Origin of the sequence: Cohnella boryungensis (assembly GCF_042651945.1) — a bacterium.
GTDB lineage: Bacteria > Bacillota > Bacilli > Paenibacillales > Paenibacillaceae > Cohnella > Cohnella boryungensis.
Map to the genome: position 1 here is coordinate 420,322 of NZ_JBHSED010000003.1, position 21,614 is coordinate 441,935.

18 protein-coding genes and 1 tRNA gene are annotated in these 21,614 nt (G+C 55.2%); 18 read left to right on the top strand and 1 reads right to left on the bottom strand.

Annotation, left to right across the window (positions count from 1 at the left end):
• The 7 genes from tsaE to gluQRS all read left to right on the top strand — a co-directional run bounded on the left by tsaE (position 1) and on the right by gluQRS (position 5,241).
• Entirely contained in the window at positions 1-519 is a 519-nt protein-coding gene (gene tsaE / locus ACFO1S_RS03080) for a tRNA (adenosine(37)-N6)-threonylcarbamoyltransferase complex ATPase subunit type 1 TsaE (protein ID WP_204600709.1), read from the top strand.
• Positions 516-1,316 carry a tRNA (adenosine(37)-N6)-threonylcarbamoyltransferase complex dimerization subunit type 1 TsaB gene (gene tsaB / locus ACFO1S_RS03085; protein WP_204600708.1) on the top strand — a complete coding sequence of 267 codons (801 nt, stop codon included), beginning with the start codon at positions 516-518 and terminating at the stop codon, positions 1,314-1,316. The genes tsaE and tsaB overlap by 4 nt, the downstream gene beginning before the upstream one ends.
• Positions 1,317-1,320: 4 nt before the next feature.
• Positions 1,321-1,818 (top strand): ribosomal protein S18-alanine N-acetyltransferase, encoded by a 498-nt coding sequence (gene rimI / locus ACFO1S_RS03090; protein ID WP_378126215.1) that lies wholly within the window; start codon positions 1,321-1,323, stop codon positions 1,816-1,818.
• Positions 1,811-2,887, top strand: coding sequence for a tRNA (adenosine(37)-N6)-threonylcarbamoyltransferase complex transferase subunit TsaD (gene tsaD, locus ACFO1S_RS03095; protein ID WP_204600706.1), 1,077 nt, complete (start codon positions 1,811-1,813; stop codon positions 2,885-2,887). The genes rimI and tsaD overlap by 8 nt, the downstream gene beginning before the upstream one ends.
• A 190-nt stretch (positions 2,888-3,077) precedes the next feature.
• Entirely contained in the window at positions 3,078-4,004 is a 927-nt protein-coding gene (locus ACFO1S_RS03100; RefSeq protein WP_204600705.1) for a helix-turn-helix transcriptional regulator, read from the top strand.
• 111 nt (positions 4,005-4,115) lie between these two features.
• A tRNA-Asp gene (locus tag ACFO1S_RS03105) sits at positions 4,116-4,192 on the top strand.
• Positions 4,193-4,269: 77 nt separating this feature from the next.
• Positions 4,270-5,241: a tRNA glutamyl-Q(34) synthetase GluQRS gene (gene gluQRS / locus ACFO1S_RS03110; protein WP_204600704.1), complete on the top strand. Its 972-nt coding sequence runs from the start codon at positions 4,270-4,272 to the stop codon at positions 5,239-5,241.
• 365 nt (positions 5,242-5,606) lie between these two features.
• On the opposite strand, the gene ACFO1S_RS03115 is transcribed toward gluQRS, so the two are convergent.
• Complete coding sequence (locus ACFO1S_RS03115; protein WP_204600703.1) at positions 5,607-7,523, bottom strand: ABC-F family ATP-binding cassette domain-containing protein; 1,917 nt, start codon at positions 7,521-7,523, stop codon at positions 5,607-5,609.
• A 166-nt stretch (positions 7,524-7,689) separates the two neighbouring features.
• Here ACFO1S_RS03115 and ACFO1S_RS03120 point away from each other — a divergent pair, with 166 nt between their 5' ends.
• The 11 genes from ACFO1S_RS03120 to ACFO1S_RS03170 all read left to right on the top strand — a co-directional run bounded on the left by ACFO1S_RS03120 (position 7,690) and on the right by ACFO1S_RS03170 (position 21,584).
• Positions 7,690-8,340 carry a 5-formyltetrahydrofolate cyclo-ligase gene (locus tag ACFO1S_RS03120; RefSeq protein WP_204600702.1) on the top strand — a complete coding sequence of 217 codons (651 nt, stop codon included), beginning with the start codon at positions 7,690-7,692 and terminating at the stop codon, positions 8,338-8,340.
• Between the two features lie 5 nt (positions 8,341-8,345).
• On the top strand, positions 8,346-8,828 hold the full coding sequence (moaC, locus tag ACFO1S_RS03125; RefSeq protein ID WP_204601044.1) for a cyclic pyranopterin monophosphate synthase MoaC: 483 nt from the start codon (positions 8,346-8,348) through the stop codon (positions 8,826-8,828).
• A gap of 59 nt (positions 8,829-8,887) precedes the next feature.
• Positions 8,888-9,382, top strand: a complete 495-nt coding sequence (locus ACFO1S_RS03130; protein ID WP_204600701.1) for a MogA/MoaB family molybdenum cofactor biosynthesis protein — start codon at positions 8,888-8,890, stop codon at positions 9,380-9,382.
• Positions 9,379-10,404, top strand: a complete 1,026-nt coding sequence (locus tag ACFO1S_RS03135) for a molybdopterin-binding protein (protein WP_204600700.1) — start codon at positions 9,379-9,381, stop codon at positions 10,402-10,404. The genes ACFO1S_RS03130 and ACFO1S_RS03135 overlap by 4 nt, the downstream gene beginning before the upstream one ends.
• A 39-nt stretch (positions 10,405-10,443) precedes the next feature.
• The gene (gene tatA, locus ACFO1S_RS03140) at positions 10,444-10,677 is read left to right on the top strand and encodes a twin-arginine translocase TatA/TatE family subunit (RefSeq protein WP_204600699.1); all 234 of its coding nucleotides are present in this window, start codon (positions 10,444-10,446) and stop codon (positions 10,675-10,677) included.
• Between the two features lie 97 nt (positions 10,678-10,774).
• Positions 10,775-11,551, top strand: a complete 777-nt coding sequence (gene tatC, locus ACFO1S_RS03145) for a twin-arginine translocase subunit TatC (protein ID WP_204600698.1) — start codon at positions 10,775-10,777, stop codon at positions 11,549-11,551.
• A gap of 166 nt (positions 11,552-11,717) precedes the next feature.
• Positions 11,718-12,989, top strand: a complete 1,272-nt coding sequence (locus ACFO1S_RS03150; protein WP_204600697.1) for a methyl-accepting chemotaxis protein — start codon at positions 11,718-11,720, stop codon at positions 12,987-12,989.
• Positions 12,990-13,264: 275 nt separating this feature from the next.
• A complete protein-coding gene (gene groES, locus ACFO1S_RS03155) occupies positions 13,265-13,549 on the top strand; it encodes a co-chaperone GroES (RefSeq protein WP_204600696.1) in 285 nt (94 codons plus the stop codon).
• A 27-nt stretch (positions 13,550-13,576) separates the two neighbouring features.
• On the top strand, positions 13,577-15,205 hold the full coding sequence (groL, locus tag ACFO1S_RS03160; protein ID WP_204600695.1) for a chaperonin GroEL: 1,629 nt from the start codon (positions 13,577-13,579) through the stop codon (positions 15,203-15,205).
• Positions 15,206-15,483: 278 nt separating this feature from the next.
• Positions 15,484-15,753 (top strand): S-layer homology domain-containing protein, encoded by a 270-nt coding sequence (locus ACFO1S_RS03165; RefSeq protein WP_378126219.1) that lies wholly within the window; start codon positions 15,484-15,486, stop codon positions 15,751-15,753.
• Between the two features lie 374 nt (positions 15,754-16,127).
• A complete protein-coding gene (locus ACFO1S_RS03170; RefSeq protein ID WP_378126221.1) occupies positions 16,128-21,584 on the top strand; it encodes an S-layer homology domain-containing protein in 5,457 nt (1,818 codons plus the stop codon).
• Positions 21,585-21,614 lie beyond the last annotated feature (30 nt).

Below are 21,614 nucleotides of genomic sequence, written 5' to 3' on the forward strand. Positions count from 1 at the left end.
ATGAAGTCGAATCAAACCGGAGGCTCGCCGGCCCAATACGAGCTGGAAGCCTTGTCGGAGCAGGAGACGGCCGCCTTCGCGGAAGCGATGGCCAAGCTTGCGTTTCCAGGATCCGTGCTTGCGGTCGATGGGGACCTGGGAGCGGGCAAAACCCATTTTGCGAAGGCGTTCGCGGCCGCGCTCGGCGTGCAGGATATCGTGAACAGCCCTACGTACACCCTGATTAAAGAATACGAGGGAGCGGAGCTTCCCTTTTATCATATGGATGTTTACCGGCTGTCGCTGGAAGAAGCGGACGAGCTCGGATTGGACGAGTATTTTCATGGAAATGGCGTTACGCTGGTCGAGTGGGCTTCCCTAATCGAGCCTATCCTTCCTTCGGAGCGTTTGCATTTGCGGCTAGAGACGACGGGTGCGGAGTCCCGCCGAATGGTTTGTTCTCCGATCGGGAGCCAATACGAGGCATGGTGTATCGCGCTCGGACTTAAGCCGGTTAAGGGGGAGGAACAGTCCGGATGATCAGAACAGATGGAAGTCTAATCGGAGAGAGCGGCTCCGTGACGGTGCTCGCTTTCGATACGTCTACGGCGGCTTTCTCGGCGGCGATTGTGAAGGACGGAGCGCTAATCGACTCGGTCGTTTCCTTCGCGGAGCGCAACCATTCGGTGCGCATTCTGTCGGAGATCAAGGAGCTATTGAGCCGGAACGGGATTGCGGGACAAGAGCTGGACGTCATTGCCGTCGGACAAGGTCCGGGCTCGTATACGGGCGTGCGCATCGCGGTTACCGCAGCGAAGACGCTCGCTTGGGCATGGAATAAGCCGCTCGTCGGCGTATCCAGTCTTGAGGCGCTCGGTCTGGGGGCGTGGCGCCGCCTGCGTCAAGAGAACGAAGATCTGGCGGATGACAGGGACGTCTGGCTTGTCCCGATCATGGATGCGAGAAGGGGACAGGTCTATACGTCCCGGTATGCGGCGAATCACGCCGGAGGCTGGCAGACGATCGATGCCGACGGCATCCGTCTGATTGCGGATTGGGCCGCCAGGATCGAGGACGAGGGAACAGAGGATGCTCAGGTGTCGGCCATCTGGTTCGTCGGAGACATCGCCCTCCATCAGGCGGCTATCGAGGAAGCCGAGCAATCGGGGACAAGGCTGCGCACATTCGCATGGGACATGGATGCGACAGCCGTCGGCTTGTTGGCCGAGTTCAGGTTCCGCCAAGGCGAAGCGCACGATGTCCATACCTTCGTCCCCAACTACACGCAATTGGCGGAAGCGGAAGCGAAGCTGCTGGCGTCAAACCGGGGAGAGTGACGGAATGAACTATCGCTTGATGAATCTGGGCGATGTGGCTGCGGTCGTCGAGATCGAGCATGAAGCCTTCACGGCGCCTTGGTCGGAGGAAGCTTTCCGCAATGAGCTAACGCATAATTTGTTTGCCAAATATATGGTCATGGAGCTTGACGATACCGTTATCGGATATGGCGGAATGTGGCTGATTCTGGATGAGGCGCACGTGACGAATATCGCGGTTCGGGAGAAATACCAGGGGCAGGGCCTCGGGAAAGCGCTGCTTCGCGAGCTGATGAGAACGGCGCAATTCCTCGGCGCGAGGCGAATGACGCTGGAGGTGCGCGTGTCCAACGACAGAGCCCAGTCCTTGTATCGCAAGATGGGTTTCTATTCGTCCGGCGTGCGTCCGAACTACTATTCGGACAATCTGGAGGATGCGCTGATCATGTGGGCTGAGCTCGATCCCCGGAATATCGGGGATGAGGAGACGGCGGGGACCGCGGAGGGAGAAACAAATGAGTGAAATCGGCCGTCTGAACGATCAAGCAGCTCAAGGAGCCGGGCCCGGCGCGGTATCCGATTACTTGCTGCTGGCCATCGAGACAAGCTGCGACGAGACATCTGTTGCCATCGTTCGCAACGGTCGCGAGGTGCTGTCCAACAAAATATCCAGCCAGATCGATACGCATCGGCAATTCGGAGGGGTTGTGCCCGAGATCGCATCCCGCAAGCATGTCGAGACGATGACATTGATGCTGGAGGAGGCCGTGCGCGAAGCGGGCGTCGAGCTGTCCGACATTAACGCAGTCGCGGTCACGCAAGGTCCCGGTCTCATCGGGGCCTTGCTGGTCGGCGTCGTCGCTGCCAAAAGCCTGGCGCTGGCGCTGGACGTTCCCCTGATCGGGACGCATCATATCGCGGGTCATATCTATGCCAATCACTTGATTGGCGATATTGTGTATCCGGCAATCGCGCTCGTCGTGTCCGGCGGACACACGGAAATCGTGCTGCTGGAGGAGGAAGGGAAATTCAACATTCTGGGCAGAACAAGAGACGATGCCGTAGGCGAAGCTTACGATAAAGTAGCCAGAGCGCTGCAATTTCCTTACCCAGGCGGTCCGCATGTGGACAAGCTGGCCCAGGAGGCGACTGAGGAGGTTGTGCTGCCGCGCTCGTGGCTGGAGCCGGATAGCTACGATTTCAGCTTCAGCGGCTTGAAGTCGGCCGTCTTGGCCGAGATTAACCGCTCCAGAATGAAGGGCGAGACGCCGGATTTCTCCGGGCTTGCCAAAGGCTTTCAGCAGTCTGTTATCGAAGTGGTCACAGGCAAAGCGATCCGCGCCGCGAAGGAGACCGGAGCGCGCCAGATGCTGCTGTGCGGCGGGGTCGCAGCGAATCGCGGCCTGAGGGAGCGCTTGAAGGAGTTATGCGAGGACGCGGGTCTGCCGCTTCTGATTCCCCCGAACAAGCTGTGCACGGACAATGCGGCGATGATTGCCGCAGCAGCGGATTTGAAATGGCGCCGCAGGCAGTTCTCCTCTCTGGATTTGAAGGCGGAGCCGATTTTGTCGCTGGAGGATTGGTCCGTGTAGACGAGTCAGCCCGAACATCCAACATAGGCTTGGCAGCACAAGGCCGTTATTTCCGTGGCTGCTCCATCAAGGGAGCGGAAGAACGCGGAAATGACGGTTCTTTGTTTTAGAGGACGAGACAATCAAGCAAGCTCGGTCAAATATGCTTCGGGACAAGGCTGTAAAATGAAAGCAGAAGGGAGGAGGCAAGTTGACCTATACGGAAGATGCGGCAGACGTGCTGAGGGTCGTCGATTGGATCGAGTCCCGCCTGAAGGAGGAGATCTTACTCGAAGACGCAGCCCGGCTCGTGTCCGTCTCCAAGTATCATTTTCACCGAATGTTTCATGCCCATATCGGGATGCCGCTAGCCGGCTATATTCGGCAACGAAGGCTGGCGAACGCGGCGGGAGAGCTGGCTGTGACGGAGCGGCGCATTCTGGATATTGCACTCGAATACACGTTCGAATCGCAGGCGGCGTTTACGAGGGCTTTCAAGAGAGCCTACCGGATGTCCCCTGGACAATATCGCCGATACTTCGCTTCCTTCATGGAAGGAGCGACTCATTACTTGAAGGAGGAAGAGACCATGGAGAATAGAAAACAAGGCAATGGGCCAGCGGGCTGGATGCTCGCAGGCTCCCATCCCGGGGATTACGAGACGGCGGTGGACTATGCGACGGTTCATCGCGGGAAGGGTTCGGGACGGCTGCAATCGCGCTCGGCAAGCGCGGGAGGCTTCGCAACCCTGATGCAGAGCTTTCGGTCGACCCATTATCGCGGACGGCGCTACGAGCTTTCCGCGTTCATCAAGACAGAGGGCGTGGCGGAATGGTGCGGGATATGGATGCGGGTGGACGGAAAAGGCGAGGAGGTGCTCCAGTTCGACAATATGAACAATCGGCCGATTGCCGGGACGAAGGCATGGAGCCGATACAGCATTGTGTTGGACGTGCCGGAGGAGAGCGAGTCTGTCGCGTTTGGCGTGCTTCTGAACGGTCCGGGAAAGGTCTGGATCGACAGCGTCCGATTCGAAGAGGTCGGGCCGGATGTGCCGTCCACCAATATGGAGGAGCCCGTCGTGCTGCCTGAGCATCCGACGAATCTGGACTTCGAAGCGATCTTGGATGAGGGGTAATTCTATGCCCTCTGCACGGAACAGGTGTCGGCGCAGATAAAAAGGCTTGCCAGATCTTACCCCTCCGTGATATGATCTTATTTGTGTCTAAGACATGGTCAATATGAGTGTGGAGCCGTGGTGTAGAGGCCTAACATGCCTGCCTGTCACGCAGGAGACCGCGGGTTCGAATCCCGTCGGCTCCGCCATGATTGATCTCATATCCAGAGAAAACCGAGCAGAGCTGATCTGCTCTTTTTTGTATCTCCAGAGGAGCGTGAGTGCAATGAGCCGACGCGGACGTTTCGCGCCGACGCCTTCCGGACAACTTCACGTCGGCAATGCGTTCGCGGCATTGGCGGCCTGGCTTCAGATGAGGCAGGCGGACGGGGAGTTCGTGCTGCGGATCGAGGATATCGACAAAGCCCGCGCGCGTCCGGAGTATGCGGAGCGAATCGTGGAAGACCTGGCCTGGATGGGGCTCGATTGGGATGAGGGTCCCAAGAAGGGCGGTCCTTACATGCCCTATGTGCAAAGCCTGCGAGAGCCGCTATACGAAGAAGCTTTGGCGCGATTGGAACAGGCGAATCGGCTATATCCTTGCTTCTGCAGCCGCAGCGATCTGGCCTCTATCGGAAGCGCCCCTCATGGACTCGCTTCCGAAGGCGCGGCCTATCCCGGCTTCTGCCGGAGGCTGACCGCAAGGGAGCGGGCGGAAAGGGCGCTGCGCAAGGTGCCCGCGCTTCGCTTCGTTATGCCGACTGGCGCAATCGAATTCCAGGATGGCTGGACAGGGCGGCAGCGGTTTGAGGGAGCGGTCCTCGGCGATTTCATCGTTAAACGAGCCGACAGCCTATTCAGCTACCAGCTTGCGGTAACCGTCGACGATGCGGCTATGAGGATCACCGACGTCCTTCGCGGGCTTGATCTGCTCGACTCGACTCCGAGACAGCTCGCGCTGTATGAAGCGCTCGGGCTGCAGCCTCCAGCCTTTGCCCATATTCCGCTGCTGGTCAACGAGAACGGCCAGCGATTGGCCAAGCGGGATCAGTCGCTTTCGCTTTCTTTCCTTAGATCCGCCAAGATCGCCCCGGAGCGATTGCTCGGTTTCCTGGCGGCGGTGGCCGGCTGGATCGAGCGCGCAGAGCCGATCGCTCTAGGAGAGCTGATCCCTCTGTTCAGGCCGGTGCATCCGGAGCATGGCCATCTGATCGTGACCGAGCCGCTGCTGCAATGGCTGGGCTCCTCTACGTCCTGAGCGTGAACGCCAGAGCTTGATAGCTGGCGTTCTTTTTATATTCTCTCCCATGCGAAGCCTCCGTTTTTCTAATCTTTTTCCATGTGGACAAAGTTATCCACAGACCATGTGTACAATGTGGACAAGGGGGTGAAACCCTTGGGGCGCAGGCAGTTGAAAAGATGTGAAAATAGAACGACTTTTTCACAGTTACAGTGTGGAAAGTGTGGATAATGTGGATAAATCGGCAAAAATCGGGGGATAAGCTCAAATAGCGACAAAAAAAGCTTGCGTACCAACTGTTTGAACAGAGCTCAAACCGGGATTAACCGTCACGGACGGCACGCAAGCTGTGCATAACTATGTGAATAGATCCAATCGACTTGTTACTCTTCCATCAGCGTTTCCCACACTTGATACACCTCATCCAAGCTGGCGCGCAGACGCTCCGCTTCGGCTTGCTTTTCCCTCAGTATAACGTAGTCGGTAGCCATTTCGGGCGTGGCCATCGCTTCCTCCACCGCGGCAAGCTCTTCCTCCAGACGAGCGATATCGGCTTCAGCCTGCTCGCGCTTGCGAGTGCGGGCCCGGTCCTCCCGCTTGGCCTGCTTCTCGACCTCGTAGCTGCTGGTCGCAGGCTCGCCGGAGCCGACAGCGGTGTCGTCGCTTGTCGACGACCATTCCTCCATTTGTTGCTTTTTGGCGACCATCTCGTCGTAATTTCCCAGGAAATGCGCTGCGCCGTCCGCGGACAGCTCGACGATCCGGTCGGCAATCCGGTTCAGGAAGTAGCGATCGTGAGAGACGAATATCAAGGTGCCCTCATATTCGTCCAAAGCGGCCTCCAGCACTTCCCGGCTCATTAGATCGAGGTGGTTGGTCGGCTCGTCCAGCAGCAGCACGTTGGCCTTGAGCAGCATCAGCTTCGACAGCGCCACGCGGGCTTTCTCTCCCCCGCTTAATGAACTGATCTTTTTTCGAACGTCTTCGCCGCTGAAGAGGAAATTGCCGAGGACGGTGCGAATCTCCGCTTCCGGCTGATGGGGATAAGCATTCCATACTTCGTCCAGCACGGTGTTCGCCGGATTCAGCTCGCGCTGCTCCTGATCGTAGTAGCCGAGGCTGATGCCGACTCCCCAATCGAACGCTCCGCTTCTTAGCGGAAGCTTGCCGATCAAAGCCCGCAGCAAGGTCGTTTTGCCGACGCCGTTCGGCCCCAGCAGGGCGATCCTTTCCCCGCGCTTCACTTCGAAGGAGACGTTGCGGAAAAGCGGGGCCATGTCCTCCTTGGGCGCGGCGGAGCAACGAATGGCCCGCAGCACCTCCTTGCCGCTGCGACGCTCCGCCGTGAACGAGAAGCTGGCCTGGCGCAAGGTCCCGGGCTTCTCCAGCCGCTCGATTCTTTCCAGCGCGTTGCGTCGGCTTTGGGCGCGGCGAGTAGTAGAGGCGCGCGCGAGATTGCGCTGAATGAAATCCTCCATTCGGGAGATTTCCTTCCGCTGCTGCTCGAACAGCTTGAGCTGTTGCTCGAAGGCGGCGGCCTTCAGATCCATGAAGCGGCTATAGTTGCCCGTATATCGCGTGGCCTGGTGCCGTTCGATCTCGACGATGGAGGTGACCGTCGCGTCCAGGAAGTATCGATCGTGAGAGACGATGACCATGGCGCCGGCGTACGATCTCAAATACTGCTCCAGCCAGGTCAGCGTCTGAATGTCCAGGTGGTTGGTCGGTTCGTCAAGCAGCAGCAGCTCGGGCTGAACGAGGAGCAGTCTGGCCAGGGCCAGTCGCGTTCGCTGGCCTCCGCTCAAGGAGGCGACCTCGGTATCCGGAGAGAAGCCGCCGAAGCCCATGCCGTGCAGAATGCTGCGCACGCGGTTATTCATCTCGTAGCCGCCGTTCTCGCGGAACTTCTCGCTGAGATCGGCGTATTGAGCCAGCAGCGCCTCGTATCGGACGGCGTTGTCCAGCTCCAGCGGATCTGCGATTCGCGCCTCCATCTGCTGCAGCGCTTTCTCTTGTTCCAGCAGGGGGCCGAATGCCGAATTCATTTCCTCCTGAATCGTGCGGTGCCCCTGCAGCCCGCCGTTTTGGGCCAAATACCCGATTTTCAATTCCCTTGGCTTGGAGACGGAGCCCGTATCCGGGATAATTTCACCGGCCAATACGCGAAGGAAGGTCGATTTGCCCGCCCCGTTCACGCCGACCAGGCCGATGCGGTCGCGTTCGTTGATTTGCAGCGATATGCCTTCCAATACGGGCGTTACGCCGTAGTGTTTGGTAATGCTGGATGCTTGGAGAAGCAAGAGGAATCCCTCCGACAAGTTCATTTCTGGTTTATGGCTTTCCTACCGTTCAAGTGTACCGTAAAGTTGCAAGAAATGTCCAAGCGTTATCCTTTGGCGAAAATAGGCATTCAATGATAAAATGAAAGCAGGTTTTCAAGGGGCTTCGAAGGTAGGCATGGCATTCATGGAGAATAAAGTAATCAGCGAGGAGAAAGCAAATTGGCGGCGACGCATGGCCGCTGTGCGGGACGGGCTTGCTCCGGCCGACAGACAGCGGCTATCGGATCAATTGTGCGCGCGCTTGGAGAACGGACTTCTCAGTCCGCTCAGAAGCGAGCTTGGCCGGCCGCTGAGGCTGTGCGTATATGCGCCTTACCGATCGGAAGCGTCGCCCTTGCCCTTGCTCCGAGGATGCCGAGACAAGGGGGATCTGCTTGTCGCCCCGCGGATGAAGCCGGAAGGCGGGCTGGAGCTGCGGGAAGTGCAACAGGCCTCCGACTGGGCGCCCGGCCGCTGGGGAGTACCGGAACCCGATCCTCTCCGCTCGCGGCTGGTGCCGACGACGATTCCGCTCGATATCGTGCTGGTACCGGGAATGGCCTATAGCCTTGCGAAGGCCGGGACGATTGCGCGGTTAGGGTACGGCGGCGGTTATTACGATCGGCTCTATGCGCAGAGAGAGGCAGCGGTCGCGGAAGGGACAATATGGGTCGGCTTTGCTTACGCGATCCAGGTGGTGGCGGAGCCGCTGCCCGCAGAATCCCACGACCTTCTCCTTCATGCCTTAGCGACGGAGCAAGGAATCATGCGGATCGGGGAGGGAGATTGGGCTTGAGCAGCATGGAGGAATCGCTGACGCATTTCAATGATCAGGGCAGAGCGAGAATGGTGGATGTTTCCTACAAGGAAGCGACCGCCAGAGTTGCCGTTGCGCAGGGAAAAGTCACTATGGCGCCCGAGACGCTGAGCAGAATTCGCGATCGTTCGGTTTCCAAAGGGGATGTGCTCGCCGTTGCCCAGATCGCGGGCATTCAGGCGGCCAAGCGAACGTCGGACTGGATCCCGATGTGCCATCCTCTTCCTCTAACGGGAGTGGACATCCGTTTTGACGACAATGGCAAGGATACGTTAACGATTACGGCAGAAGTGAAGACGACCGGAAAAACGGGCGTGGAGATGGAGGCGTTGACCGCCGTATCCGCCGCTGCGTTAACCGTTTATGATATGTGCAAAGCATTGCAGAAGGATATGGTGATCGGCTCCGTCTCGCTTCTTCGCAAGACGGGCGGCAAGAGCGGGGATTATGTCATCTCTGGCGAATAAGGAAGAGAGATAGAGAACGGGACGAGGAATCGTACTCATGGGTGCGGGAGGATGAGGGCATGCGTTGGAAGGTAGCTTTGTTGACGGCCAGCGATAAGGGAGCGCGAGGAGAGCGCGAGGATACGAGCGCGCAAGTCATACGCGAGTTGATCGAGGAGGAACTGCTGGGAGACATCGTCGATTACCGGATCGTGCCGGACGATCAGGACGAAATTCGCGCGGCGCTCATAGAGATGGCCGATTATTTTCAGGCGGATCTGATACTGACGACGGGCGGCACGGGACTGGCCTACCGCGACGTCACGCCGGAAGCTACGCTTCGGGTGGCCGAGCGTCTCGTCCCGGGGATCCCGGAGGCGATGCGCGAGTCCGTGTCCCGGCGTTCCCGCCATGGCTTGCTGTTCCGCGGCGTATGCGCCATTCGCGGCCGGACGTTGATTCTGAATCTGCCCGGAGACCCGAAAGGGGTTCATGAGCATCTGATGGCCGTCATGGACGTACTTCCCGAAGCGCTTGATCAAGTGAAGGGAATGCGGCAGGGGCGGGAGCAATGAAGGCCCCGGAGGGCGGCGTCTCGCACTTGAGGGAAGTGAAGGTGGAGGACGCCGTCGGCATGAGGCTGGCGCACGATCTTACGCAGATTCTGCCCGGCGAATTCAAGGGGCGGCTGTACCGCAAGGGGCATGTCGTCGTGCCCGAGGATATTCCGAGGCTGAAGGACATCGGCAAGGAGCACTTGTATATCCTTGAACTGGCCGATACGGATCTGCACGAGGACGATGCGGCGCTTCGAATGGCGCAAGCGCTATGCGGAGACAACGTGAGCCGCGGTGAGCCTTACGAGGGGAAGGTCAGCTTGAAAGCCGAGATTCCCGGGTTGGCCTGCATCGCCCGCGACGTTGTCGATGAGATCAATCGATTGGGGGAAATCGCGCTGGCGACCGTCGTTCGTCACCGGGTCGTGCGGCAAGGAGACGTCTTGGCGGCGACGCGGGCAATTCCGCTCATTATTCCGGCCGTCAAGGTGGAGGCCGTGGAGACGATTGCCGCCGATTACCGCGCTTCGCACGGAGCGGCGCCGGTCAGCATACGTCCTTTTCGCACCGTAAAGGCCGGGCTGCTGACGACGGGAACGGAGGTGTACTCCGGACGGATTCAGGATCAATTCGGCCCTGCGGTCCGGGCCAAGCTGGCGGAATTCGGCTCTGTGGTCGCCGAGCAGCGCTTCGCCCCGGATGATCGCCATACAATTGTCAATGAAATTCACTATTTACGGCAACAAGGGTATGATATGATACTCGTGACAGGCGGCATGTCGGTAGATCCCGACGACCGTACCCCGGGGGCGATTGCCGAGGCGGGCACGAATATTATCAGCTACGGCACACCGATGCTTCCGGGCTCGATGCTGCTGTTCGGCTACTTGGACGGCATTCCGATCTTCGGGCTGCCGGGCTGCGTCATGCACGATCCGTATACTTCCTTCGATGTGATTTTGCCAAGAGTACTGGCCGGGGATATAATCGTCAGGGAAGATATTACGGATTTAGGCTACGGAGGTCTTCATCGCTGCTAAGGGCCTGCGGGCTGCACATACAGGAACGGAGGTATTCACATGTCAGGCATAGGTGCTTCGGGAATTATTTTGCTTGTACTGATCGCATTGCTGCTTTTCGGACCGAACAAGCTGCCGGAATTGGGCAGAGCATTCGGCCGTACGCTGCGCGAATTCAAGAAGGGCGCGAACGATCTGATGGATGATTCCAAGGATCGTGGTTCACAGCAACGCGTGGACGTTTCTCCTGAAGAGGCGGACAAGCCGAAAGCGGAACGGCGTCTCCCGGAATAACCGGGACGGGCAAGGAACACCTACAGGGGCTGTCCCTCGGCGCAGATGCGACATTTGCGGAAGGGGCAGTCCTCTTGTTGTATGGAGGCGAAACCACATGAAAGAAACAGCCGGCTCGGCGCGGGATCGGGAATGGATGCCGTTGACGGAGCACTTGGGCGAGCTGCGCAAAAGACTGATCTATTGCTTGATTATTTTCATTATCGGGCTTGTCGGAGGTTTGTTCGGCGCGGAGCCCGTATTCGACTATTTGGTTGCGGCGGCTCCGGTCGACAATCTGGACCTCCATGCGTTCTCCCCTTGGGATGCGATCGGCTTGTATATGAAATTCGCGATTCTGATTTCGTTCATTCTCGCGATTCCCTTTACCATGTATCAGTTATGGGCTTTTGTGCGCCCGGCATTGGGACCAAGAGAGCAGAAGGCTACGCTGCAGTTCGTTCCGGGAGCGCTTCTGATGTTTCTTGTCGGCCTGGCGTTCTCGTATTTCGTCGTATTTCCGATGGCCTTCCTGTTTACGGAGAAGGTAACGGGGAATCTCGGCCTGGAGCAGACTTACGGGGTGACGCAATATTTCTCCTTCCTGTTCAACATCCTGCTGCCGATCTCCCTTTTGTTCGAGCTGCCGTTATTGATTTTGTTTCTGACCCGTATCGGAATCTTGAATCCGATGCTGCTTAAGAAGATGCGCAAAGTCGCATGGTTTATTCTGATCTTCATCGGAGTGACGGTTACGCCTCCCGATGTCGTATCCGACATGCTCGTCGCCATTCCGCTTATTCTGCTGTACGAGTTAAGCGTATTGCTGTCCAGAATGGCCTACGGAAAAAGAATGAAGGCTCAGCAGCAAAGAGAGCTTGAGCTGGACGAATAGCAACGAACGGTCAAGCGATTCCGTTCCTTCTAGGCGCAATCTGAAATCTCCTGCTCGCCCGCGAAGCAAATTTTGTCATTTTTCGATATTCTAAACGACGAAATTATGATACACTTGTTTCCAGTAAGGGCTTACATTGTCGGGGAAAATCCGGGAGGGACAGGGCATGCGCGAAATGACTTTAGGTCGTAAAATTGCGGCCGGTTATGTTGGAATTGTGATTCTGTTGGCCGTTGCTTTCGTACTGCTGCTTACGGGCTCGAATCTTGGGGACAAGACGCTGTTATTCGTAGAAATCATCGTCATTTTTCTTGTAATCGCAGGCGCGGGCGGTTTCGGTCTCCTGCGGCTGACGCGCAACCTGACGGATTCGATCGGAGGAGTTACGGCCACGCTGCGCAACATCGCGTCCTCCGGCGGAGATTTGACCAGACGCATACATATACGATCGACCGACGAGATGGGCGACCTTGCGAACGCCGCGAATCAGATGCTGGACGGACTTCAGAAAATGATGAAGGAGCTGCGGGACAGCACGTCCGAGCTTGCCGCCTCGGCTATCGTGCTCAAGCAAGGCGCGGACGAGAACGCCAGAGTGAGCAGCGAAGTGTCCAAAGCGGTGGAGAAAGTCGCCGCAGGCTCCGAGACGCAGGTGGCGCAATCGCAGGAAATCTCGGCGACGATGCAGGAAACGCTGGATGGACTGAATCAGGTGGCGGAGACGACGACCGGAGTATCGGATGCGGCGCAGACGACTGTCGGCCGCGCGGCTGCCGGCTCGGAATTGCTGCAATCGACGTATGAGGAAATTGCTCAAGTCGGCACGGCTTTCCGCTCGCTGCAGGAAGTAGTCAGAGGTCTCAATCATAAATCCGAGCAGGTGCGCGAGGTCATCGGGTACATTTCCGAGGTTGCCAACCAGACGAACCTGCTTGCCTTGAACGCCGCGATTGAAGCGGCGCGCGCCGGAGAGCACGGGCGCGGCTTTGCGGTAGTTGCGGGCGAGATTCGCAAGCTGGCGGATCAGACGCAGCAATCCGCCGTACAGATCGGCGATACGATTGGGACGATGTCGGGAGATATCGGGCAAGTGGCTACGATGTTCGAGCAAAGCGCCGGTCAGGTGTTTTCCGCGGTGGAAGGCATGCAGAACGCCGAGGAAACCTTCCGCGATATCGTCGCCAAGGTGGGACTGCTGAGCTCGAACATCGTCGAAGTGGCGGCTTCCGTCGAGCAGATGTCCGCAGGCAGCACGTCGGTCGTGCAGTCGATCCAGGATATTGCCCGGATCACAGAGGAAACGGCCTCCTTCACGGAGCAGGTATCGGCCATGACGGAGGAGCAGCTGTCCTCGACGGAGGAGATGGCCCGCACGGCCGACAAGCTGAGCTCTATGGCTTCTCGCTTGAAAGGCTTGGTCGGCAACTTCAAGACATAATCCATGCGAGACAGGCTCTCTGTCTCGAAGCAGGTCGAGTCCGGGGTAAGGTTGCCCCGGAGCTCGACCTGTTTGCGTCTTGGCTTGCCGTTCCCTGGGAGGGCGGCAGATGTTGTTGCTTGCTCGAACGGATTTCTAAATTTAACGCAAAAGGACTTGAAAACCCTCGTTAAATTCCGTATCATAGAAAATGGTTATTAGCACTTAACACAAATGAGTGCTAACAGGAATGGCTTCAAAATTAAACCAGCTAATTTAAGAAGGAGGCTATTTACATGATTAAACCTTTAGGGGACCGCGTTCTCGTGGAACCGAACGCCAAGGAAGAGAAGACGATTAGCGGCATCGTATTGCCGGACAACGCTAAAGAAAAGCCGCAAGAAGGAACGATTATTGCGGTAGGTAGCGGATCACTGACCAAAGACGGCGAACGGGTCGCGTTGGAAGTAAAAGCGGGCGATCGTGTATTGTTCTCTAAATATGCGGGCACGGAAATCAAATACGAAGGCAAAGAGTATTTGATCATGAAAGAAAGCGACATCCACGCGATTGTCGACTAATCCATAAATTCGAGGAGGGTATTCACGATGGCAAAGGAAATCAGATTTAGCGAAGACGCTCGTCGCGCGATGCTTCGCGGCGTTGACGCTTTGGCAAACGTGGTAAAGGTAACGCTCGGACCGAAAGGCCGCAACGTTGTTCTCGAGAAGAAATTCGGCTCTCCGCTGATCACGAACGACGGCGTGACCATTGCCAAAGAAATCGAACTGGAAGATTCCTTCGAGAACATGGGCGCGCAGCTTGTTAAAGAAGTTGCGACGAAGACGAATGACATCGCGGGCGACGGTACGACTACGGCTACGGTTCTGGCTCAAGCGATGATTCGCGAAGGCTTGAAAAACGTAACGGCAGGCGCTAACCCGATGGTGATCCGCAAAGGCATCGACAAAGCGGTTAGAGCAGCCGTCGAGCAGCTTAAAGCGATCTCCAAGCCGGTTGAAGGCCGCAGTAACATTTCTCAGGTAGCTGCAATCTCCGCCGCTGACGAAGAAGTCGGCGAACTGATTGCGGACGCAATGGAGAAAGTCGGCAAAGACGGCGTTATTACGGTTGAAGAATCCAAAGGCTTCAATACGGACCTTGAAGTCGTTGAAGGCATGCAGTTCGACCGCGGTTACATCACTCCGTACATGATCACCGATACGGACAAGATGGAAGCCGTTCTGGAGAACCCGCTGATCCTCATTACCGATAAGAAAATCTCGAACATTCAAGAAATCTTGCCTGTTCTTGAGAAAGTCGTGCAATCCGGCAAGCAATTGCTGATCATTGCCGAAGATATCGAAGCTGAAGCGCTGTCCACGCTGATCGTGAACCGCCTGCGCGGCACATTCACTTGCGTTGGCGTCAAAGCGCCTGGCTTCGGCGATCGCCGCAAAGCGATGCTGCAAGACATCGCGGCTCTGACCGGCGGTCAAGTGATCACGGAAGAGCTGGGCCTGGAGCTGAAATCCACCACGGTTCAACAAATGGGTACGGCACGCCAAGTGCGCGTAAACAAAGAAAACACGATTATCGTGGACGGTGCCGGCGACAAGGCGGACATCGATGCTCGCGTAAACCAAATCAAAGCGCAAATCGAAGAAACGACTTCCGACTTCGATCGCGAGAAGCTGCAAGAGCGTCTTGCTAAGCTTGCAGGCGGCGTAGCGGTTATCAAAGTCGGCGCGGCTACCGAAACCGAGCTGAAAGAGCGCAAGCTGCGCATCGAAGACGCATTGAATGCGACTCGCGCGGCCGTTGAAGAAGGAATCGTATCCGGCGGCGGTACGGCGCTGGTTAACGTATTCGAAGCGGTTTCCGCAGTCAAAGCCGAAGGCGACGAGAAAACGGGCGTAAACATCATCCTGCGCGCTCTGGAAGAGCCGATCCGCACGATCGCTGCTAACGCGGGCCAAGAGGGCTCGGTTATCGTCGAGCGTCTAAAGAAGGAAGCGGTTGGCACAGGCTACAATGCCTCCACTGGCGAGTGGGTGAACATGTTCGAAGCCGGTATCATCGATCCGGTGAAGGTTACGCGTTCCGCACTGCAAAACGCGGCTTCCGTAGCGAGCGTCTTCCTGACGACCGAAGCGGTTATCGCCGATAAGCCTGAGAAAGAAAAAGCTCCTGCAGGCGGCATGCCTGACATGGGCGGTATGGGCGGCATGATGTGATGAATTCTTCTTCGATGTAAATCGAGGAGGAGCGACCGCGATTCAGCGGTAGAATTCATCGCCGATGGAGCACAAAGCGCTCCATGCGGTAATCTGGGCTGTGAAGTCATATGGGGCAAGGGTTTCTCTTCGGAGAAACTCGGATTGACCATATCGAATTAAAAAATAGGCCTCTCACGAGTTCAATTCGAACTTTGTGAGAGGCCTATTTATTATGCACTGCGCAGACCATCATCTATGTTGCGCACATTTTCCTTTGATTGGTGTATGATCTGCTGTTGTCGATAGAAAAGGTCGTTATGCTGTCGCGTATCGTAGACCTTAATAACGTGGTGAAAGATACAGCAAAAGGCCATTTCAATGATATACATGGCACTTATGCAGCTAGCGAGATCAAAGCAGCAGCGCAAGCAGGTATCGTTAGCGGTAAAGGGGATGGAAGATTCGATCCCAAGAGCAAAGCCACGCGTGCAGAAGCGCTGCAGATCATCTTGAATGTGCTGGAGCTTAGCCCACAGTTGAAGATGTTATTGGATTCGCTTGCGTAATAGGCAGATGGAAGGCACCTAGTCGGGCGCCTTCGATTTCGCCTTAGAGAGGGTACACTAAACCTTATCATAAGTAAGGCGAATGTTTTACCGGTTTACTTTGTCCATATTGGGTTTGGGGTAGTTCTTACTCACTCAATAGAAAAAAAGGTCATGGCGTTGGTGCATTACTTGACGCTGTTGACCTCTTTTTTGTTCTGTCCGATTGTGCGCCCAGTATGGGCGATGCGGATAACGACCCAGATTAGCCTTACCGGCGAGAAGAAGTAAAAAATTTCAGCTTCATGTAAAGATCCTCTATATTTCACCTTATTGAAACGGTTTACAATGAAGCTGCGTTTTTGCAATCCAGTCTATTAACGGAGGCTCAATCGATGAAGAACAAGTCATTCAACAAGTTAATTGCAATCGTACTGTCATTTTTCTTGGCGATCTCATCAATGAGTATAAGCCAAACAGGGGTGGCCCACGGGGCTGTTACACCGTCTGCCCTTGAAGTCGCGCAAAGCCAATTGTCCGGAGGGGAGTCGATCAATCTTTCTCAGGCAGGGAATGTGGATTGGCTTCATATGAAGGGGAACGGCGTCAATAACGTCACGCCTATTAGAAAAGCGGGTCCGAGCTCCGTTACGTTTAGCGTATATGGCACCACGGGCTTCGAAGGCAAGATGGATAGAGGGGGAGATGCGAATTACTTGGCATACTCCTGGAACGACGGTATGGCAGGTTATGAAACCGGCTCGAACGATACGGGTTTCATGGTCATGTTCCCGCAGAATCGCGGCCCGGGAGAGGTGACGGATGCAGGCTACGATATTACGGTAGCGTCGCAGCCTCAAGCAACGACGGTCGTATTCGGCATCGGCCTATGGCAGGCGGATGTGGACGTGAACATCTACGCGGACGGCGCTCTTTACGAGACCAAGAAAGTAAGCACGACATCAACCGCGCAGGCTTACAAGTACCAAATCAAAGTGCCTGCTGGGGTAACCTTGAAATTGGAGGTCCGGCAGACCAAAACGCTCTCCCAGTGGGGAAACATGAGCTTCTCCGGACTCGCTGTCGGCAGCGTGGAGGAGGAAATTACTCTCGATGTGAAACAAAACCTATTGTCCGGCGACTATGCGCTTAATCTATCCCAAGTCGGCGATATCGATTGGCTGCATATGAAGGGGAGCGGCGTCAATAACGTCACCCACATTAAAAAAGCGGGTTCGAGCTCCGTTGCCTTTAGCTTGTATGGAACTACGGAGTTTGAAGGAAAGAGGGATAGAGGGGGAGATGCGAATTACTTGGCATACTCCTGGAACGACGGCATGGCAGGCTATGAGACAGGTATCAACGATTCCGGTTTCATGGTCTTGTTTCCGCATATTCGGAACGCGGGAGAGGTTACAGGTACGGGTTACGATATTACGGTAGCTCCGCAGCCTCAAGCGTCGACGATCGTATTCGGCATCGGCATGTGGCAGGCAGAAGTGGACGTTAACATCTATGCGAACGGCTCGTTTTACGGAACCAAGAAAGTAAGCGCGGCATCATCCGCTCAGGTATATAAGTACCAAATCAAAGTGCCTGCAGGCGTAACGTTAAAATTGGAGGTCCGACAAACCAAGGCGCTTGTTCGGGATGGCAACATGAGCTTCTCCGGACTGGCAGTCAGCAGTAAGGAGATTGCAGAGAAAATCAATTTGAAGAATGCCTATACGGCAGTGAAAGATATCGTTCAAGGATTATATACGAATGACTCGTGGCAGTCGTTCGTAGCCGCAAAAGACGGAGCGAAAAATATTCTTGATAAAGCGGACGCGACGCAAGCGGAAGTTGACGGAGCCATATCCGCGCTCTCAGCCGCTCAGGCTGCCCTTGTCAGAAGAGTAACGAATATCATGATCGATTACACGGGAGCTGCAAAGGGAGAATACGAGCTGGGAAGCCCTGGCGATCAACAAGACCGTTATCAAACCTTCACAGCAAAAGAAAACTTCGATATGGAGCTAGTTCAATTTAAACTTAAGAAGATAGGGACGACTCCGAGCGATCTCGTTGTACGGCTATACAACACGACAGGGGCAGGATTACCTACGGGTTCGCCGCTCGCGGAAGCAACGGTCAGCGAGAAATGGGTAGCCGACGGCGATTTTACGACAGCCAAGCTTCAATATAGTCTTGTCAAAGATAAACGCTATGCGATCGTGCTGTCGCAAACCGCGCTGAGTCGAGATCAATACCGCTGGCTCGTAATGGCCAGGAACGTTGAAACGAGCGGCGAGTATTTTGGCAAGTCGGTATCGGGCGCTTTCCAGCATGAAGCTTCGCTGGGTACCGGGATACTGCGAATCGTCAAAAATACGTTCGTCAATCGCAGTGCTTTGAAGTCGCGAATCGATGAGCTTCTTCAATATAGCAGCAGGCTGTATACGCTGCAGTCCTGGGCAGTATTGGAGAGAGAATTGCAGCAGGCTATCGTCGTTGTGAACAATGTCGATGCCTCCCAAGAGGGAATGGATGCAGCCCTGGAACTGCTGGAATCCGCCGCCGGTCAATTGGAGCTGTATACAAGCCTAGAGAATATAGCCGCGCAAGTGGATGTCATTGGCCGCGCGGTTATTAAAGGGTACACCGAAAGCTCGGTCAGCGCTTTGAACGACGCGTTGAATGCCGTGAAAGCATTGAGCGTTGACGCTCCGGATAGCGATAAGATTACAGCTTATTCAAAAGTGATGAACACGCTCGCCAATCTTAAGGCGGCAGGAAAATACCAATACGAAACGCACGGGGGAATGACAGCGGCCTTTGGTTTCGAAGGGGATAAGAACGCTTCGCTCGGGTTTGCGGACGGTTCGTATCAGATCGGCGGAGGCCGTCCTATGCAGCATGGGCCGGTCGCTCCCAAACAGATGGTTACGTTCGGCGTAACGGATACGAGCGATATCAAGTGGTATAACGGAGAAGGGTATTTACCGGTATTCATCAGCGAATATGCCAAAGACAACGTACGGTATAAAATCGAGACGTTCGCGAATAAGCATTCGGTGGACCACAAAGATTATGTCGTCGATTATTCCCGGGTAACGGCGGTTAATGATTCGAATGAAACCAGACTGCTGCCGATCGTCTCCAACAATTTGGTCGCCTTGAATGAAGCGGCCCAGAATGCGTATGTGATCAATGCCGGTGAAACTGTCGTCAGGGAATTTGCAATCGAGGCGGACAAGTATGAATACTTCGATAACAACGCGACCAGCTATACTTCGTTGACAAGGGAACAGGTTGCGGCGCAAGGCTCCTACGCCGATAACTACAATGAAATGAGAGCGTACTGGCAGTCGCGGCTCTCCGAGCTGGTAGATATCGAATTACCCAATCAAGAACTAGTAAATGCCTTTAAGGCGGGTTATATCGATACGATGACGATTAAAGACGATACTTATTTGCATGTTGGCGAGAACGGATACGCCAGATTATTCTCCCATGACACGATCGGTATTATGGTTCAATTGATCCAGAGCGGGGATTTCCATTATGCGAAGGATTATTTGAGAAGCATTCCGCTGACGGGCGGAGTCAATATCGAGACGGGTTTGGTAGACCCCGACCAGTACTGGGATGCGAACTGGAAGCTGCCATGGGCTTACGCCGTTTATCTGAGCAAGACGGGAGATGCGTCTGTCTTCCAAGAAACGATGATCGCAGATGACGGGTCGGTTGGCACTGTATTCGAGAAGAGAATAAAGGTCGGCGCGAGAAGCATCGAAAGCGATCGGACGAACGAAGGCATTATGAAAAAAACGTGGGCCATCGATAGCGAGGGTTATTGGACCATCGATAACTATTCCGCATTGATGGGGCTGACGTCATATGAATATATCACCCGTGAGTTATTCCGAATCAGTCAGGATGAACATTATTTAAACGAAGCGCAATGGGCCAAAGCGCAATATGACGATTTGCTGGAGAAATTTACGACGCGGCTGCAGCGGACGATTGCGGACAAAGGCTTGAATTATATCCCGGCATCCGTTACGCAAAGCAACGATGAAAACCGCATGCAAGATTCAAGAGATGCAAACTGGGCATCCATGTACTTATTCGGAAGATGGTTATGGGATGGTTACTTGTATGGAGCCGAACAGCCCGAAAACAATATCAATCTGACGATGCTGGACGATACGTATTTGTATGGCATCAACAGACGTTGGGATGAAGGTACGACGGATTCCACCTACAACTTCGGCGGGTACCCGCATGGATTTTATTCGAGCGCGTACAATGCCGGTTACGGCAGCGCCGCGCTGCGCGGGGAGGCCTACAGGGACAGCGGGATCAAAGCGTACGAATTCATGATCGAAAAATCGATGAGCGGGCCATTCAGCTGGTGGGAAGGCGTAGCGTATCCTGCTGCGAACAGTCCGTGGGCAAGCACCAACGACAAATTAAACGTTCAGAATACGCCGGGCGGCGGCGGGTCGGCCCAGCATATGTGGGGGCAGGCCGTTAACTCGAAAATGCTGATCGACGCGCTTATTGCCGAAAGAATTTATGATCAAAACCAGAAGTATGAAATCATCGTTGGACGCGGCATTCCGAAGGAATGGGTTCTTGAGGCGGCGAACAATCGTAATGTAGTCGCTAAGGTAAATAACTACCCTGCGCTTCAAGGAGGTAGAGTAGGATATACGGTCGTTCGGAGCGCCAACAAACTTGTAGTGACCTTGAACGCTCAGCTGGAGCAAGCCAGGATTGACGCCGGCAACGCGAATTTCAGCATTCAGCTGCCGAGCATGGTGAACAATATTATCGGTGTCTCGGCGGGCGTGGTCGATAACGCCAAAGGTATAGTTACCGTTCCGTTAAGCACGCAATCCGTAACCATTACTTTAGGCGATCTGCCCGGGCATACGGACTTGGAGCTGGATCACGAAGCGCTGGAGATCGGTTATGCGAACGGAGATTCCATTCTATCTGTAACCCAAGACGTCACGCTGCCGCTTGCTGGAGAGAAGGGTAGCGAGATCGCGTGGTTGTCGAATAAGCCTGAGACGATTACGAATGCGGGGAAGGTGGTACGCCCATCCGGTACGACCGAGGTCACCTTAACGGCAACGCTTCGAAAGGATGGAAAAGAGCTGCAGAAGACTTTCGTGTTGAAGGTTCTGAAAAAGGCAGACGGGAACAATCCTAACAACGGAAGCAACAACGGAAACAATGGTAGCAGTAATGGCAACAACGGGAGCAACAACGAAAACAACGGAAGCAACAATGGCAGCTCCGGCGGAACGAATCAGCCACAGATGAAGGATATCCAGAATCATTGGGCGCAAGCGTCTATCCAGACTGCCGTAGAACGGAAAATCGTCAATGGTTATCCGGACGGCACATTCCGTCCGAATGCAATCATTAACCGCAGCGAGTTTACGGTTATGCTGGGCCGGGCGCTGAATTTCTCGACGGATCAAACCAGCCCTTCCTTTGGGGACTCGAATCGCATTCCGGCCTATGCGAAGCCGTACGTTGCCAAGGCGGTTCAAGCCGGAATTGTTACAGGCTATGGAGACCAGAATTTTTATCCTGATCGAAAGATTACCCGGTTGGAGTTAATCGCGATGATCGTTCGGGCGCTTAATCTAAAGACGGATACGAAGGAAAAGGCGCCTTTCGCGGATGCGGAGCAAATCCCGCAGTGGGGACAATCTTACGTAGCGGCCGCCTATGAAGCCGGTCTGATCAAAGGGAAATCGAATAATCGGTTTGCTCCAAACGATGAAGCGACGAGAGCGGAAGCGGTGATTCTGGTGCTTAAGATGATGGAGTATTTGCAAACAAAATAGCAATATCGGAAAAGCCGGCGTCTCTCCTTA

What these genes read in the sequence shown, in the direction of transcription:
- ACFO1S_RS03120 (WP_204600702.1), top strand. Translation starts at nt 7,690, where the DNA reads ATGGAGAATAAAGTAATCAGCGAGGAGAAAGCAAATTGGCGGCGACGC.
- rimI (WP_378126215.1), top strand. Translation starts at nt 1,321, where the DNA reads ATGAACTATCGCTTGATGAATCTGGGCGATGTGGCTGCGGTCGTCGAG.
- tatC (WP_204600698.1), top strand. Translation starts at nt 10,775, where the DNA reads ATGAAAGAAACAGCCGGCTCGGCGCGGGATCGGGAATGGATGCCGTTG.
- ACFO1S_RS03130 (WP_204600701.1), top strand. Translation starts at nt 8,888, where the DNA reads ATGCGTTGGAAGGTAGCTTTGTTGACGGCCAGCGATAAGGGAGCGCGA.
- ACFO1S_RS03150 (WP_204600697.1), top strand. Translation starts at nt 11,718, where the DNA reads ATGCGCGAAATGACTTTAGGTCGTAAAATTGCGGCCGGTTATGTTGGA.
- groL (WP_204600695.1), top strand. Translation starts at nt 13,577, where the DNA reads ATGGCAAAGGAAATCAGATTTAGCGAAGACGCTCGTCGCGCGATGCTT.
- moaC (WP_204601044.1), top strand. Translation starts at nt 8,346, where the DNA reads ATGGAGGAATCGCTGACGCATTTCAATGATCAGGGCAGAGCGAGAATG.
- ACFO1S_RS03170 (WP_378126221.1), top strand. Translation starts at nt 16,128, where the DNA reads ATGAAGAACAAGTCATTCAACAAGTTAATTGCAATCGTACTGTCATTT.
- tatA (WP_204600699.1), top strand. Translation starts at nt 10,444, where the DNA reads ATGTCAGGCATAGGTGCTTCGGGAATTATTTTGCTTGTACTGATCGCA.
- ACFO1S_RS03135 (WP_204600700.1), top strand. Translation starts at nt 9,379, where the DNA reads ATGAAGGCCCCGGAGGGCGGCGTCTCGCACTTGAGGGAAGTGAAGGTG.
- groES (WP_204600696.1), top strand. Translation starts at nt 13,265, where the DNA reads ATGATTAAACCTTTAGGGGACCGCGTTCTCGTGGAACCGAACGCCAAG.
- gluQRS (WP_204600704.1), top strand. Translation starts at nt 4,270, where the DNA reads ATGAGCCGACGCGGACGTTTCGCGCCGACGCCTTCCGGACAACTTCAC.
- tsaE (WP_204600709.1), top strand. Translation starts at nt 1, where the DNA reads ATGAAGTCGAATCAAACCGGAGGCTCGCCGGCCCAATACGAGCTGGAA.
- tsaD (WP_204600706.1), top strand. Translation starts at nt 1,811, where the DNA reads ATGAGTGAAATCGGCCGTCTGAACGATCAAGCAGCTCAAGGAGCCGGG.
- tsaB (WP_204600708.1), top strand. Translation starts at nt 516, where the DNA reads ATGATCAGAACAGATGGAAGTCTAATCGGAGAGAGCGGCTCCGTGACG.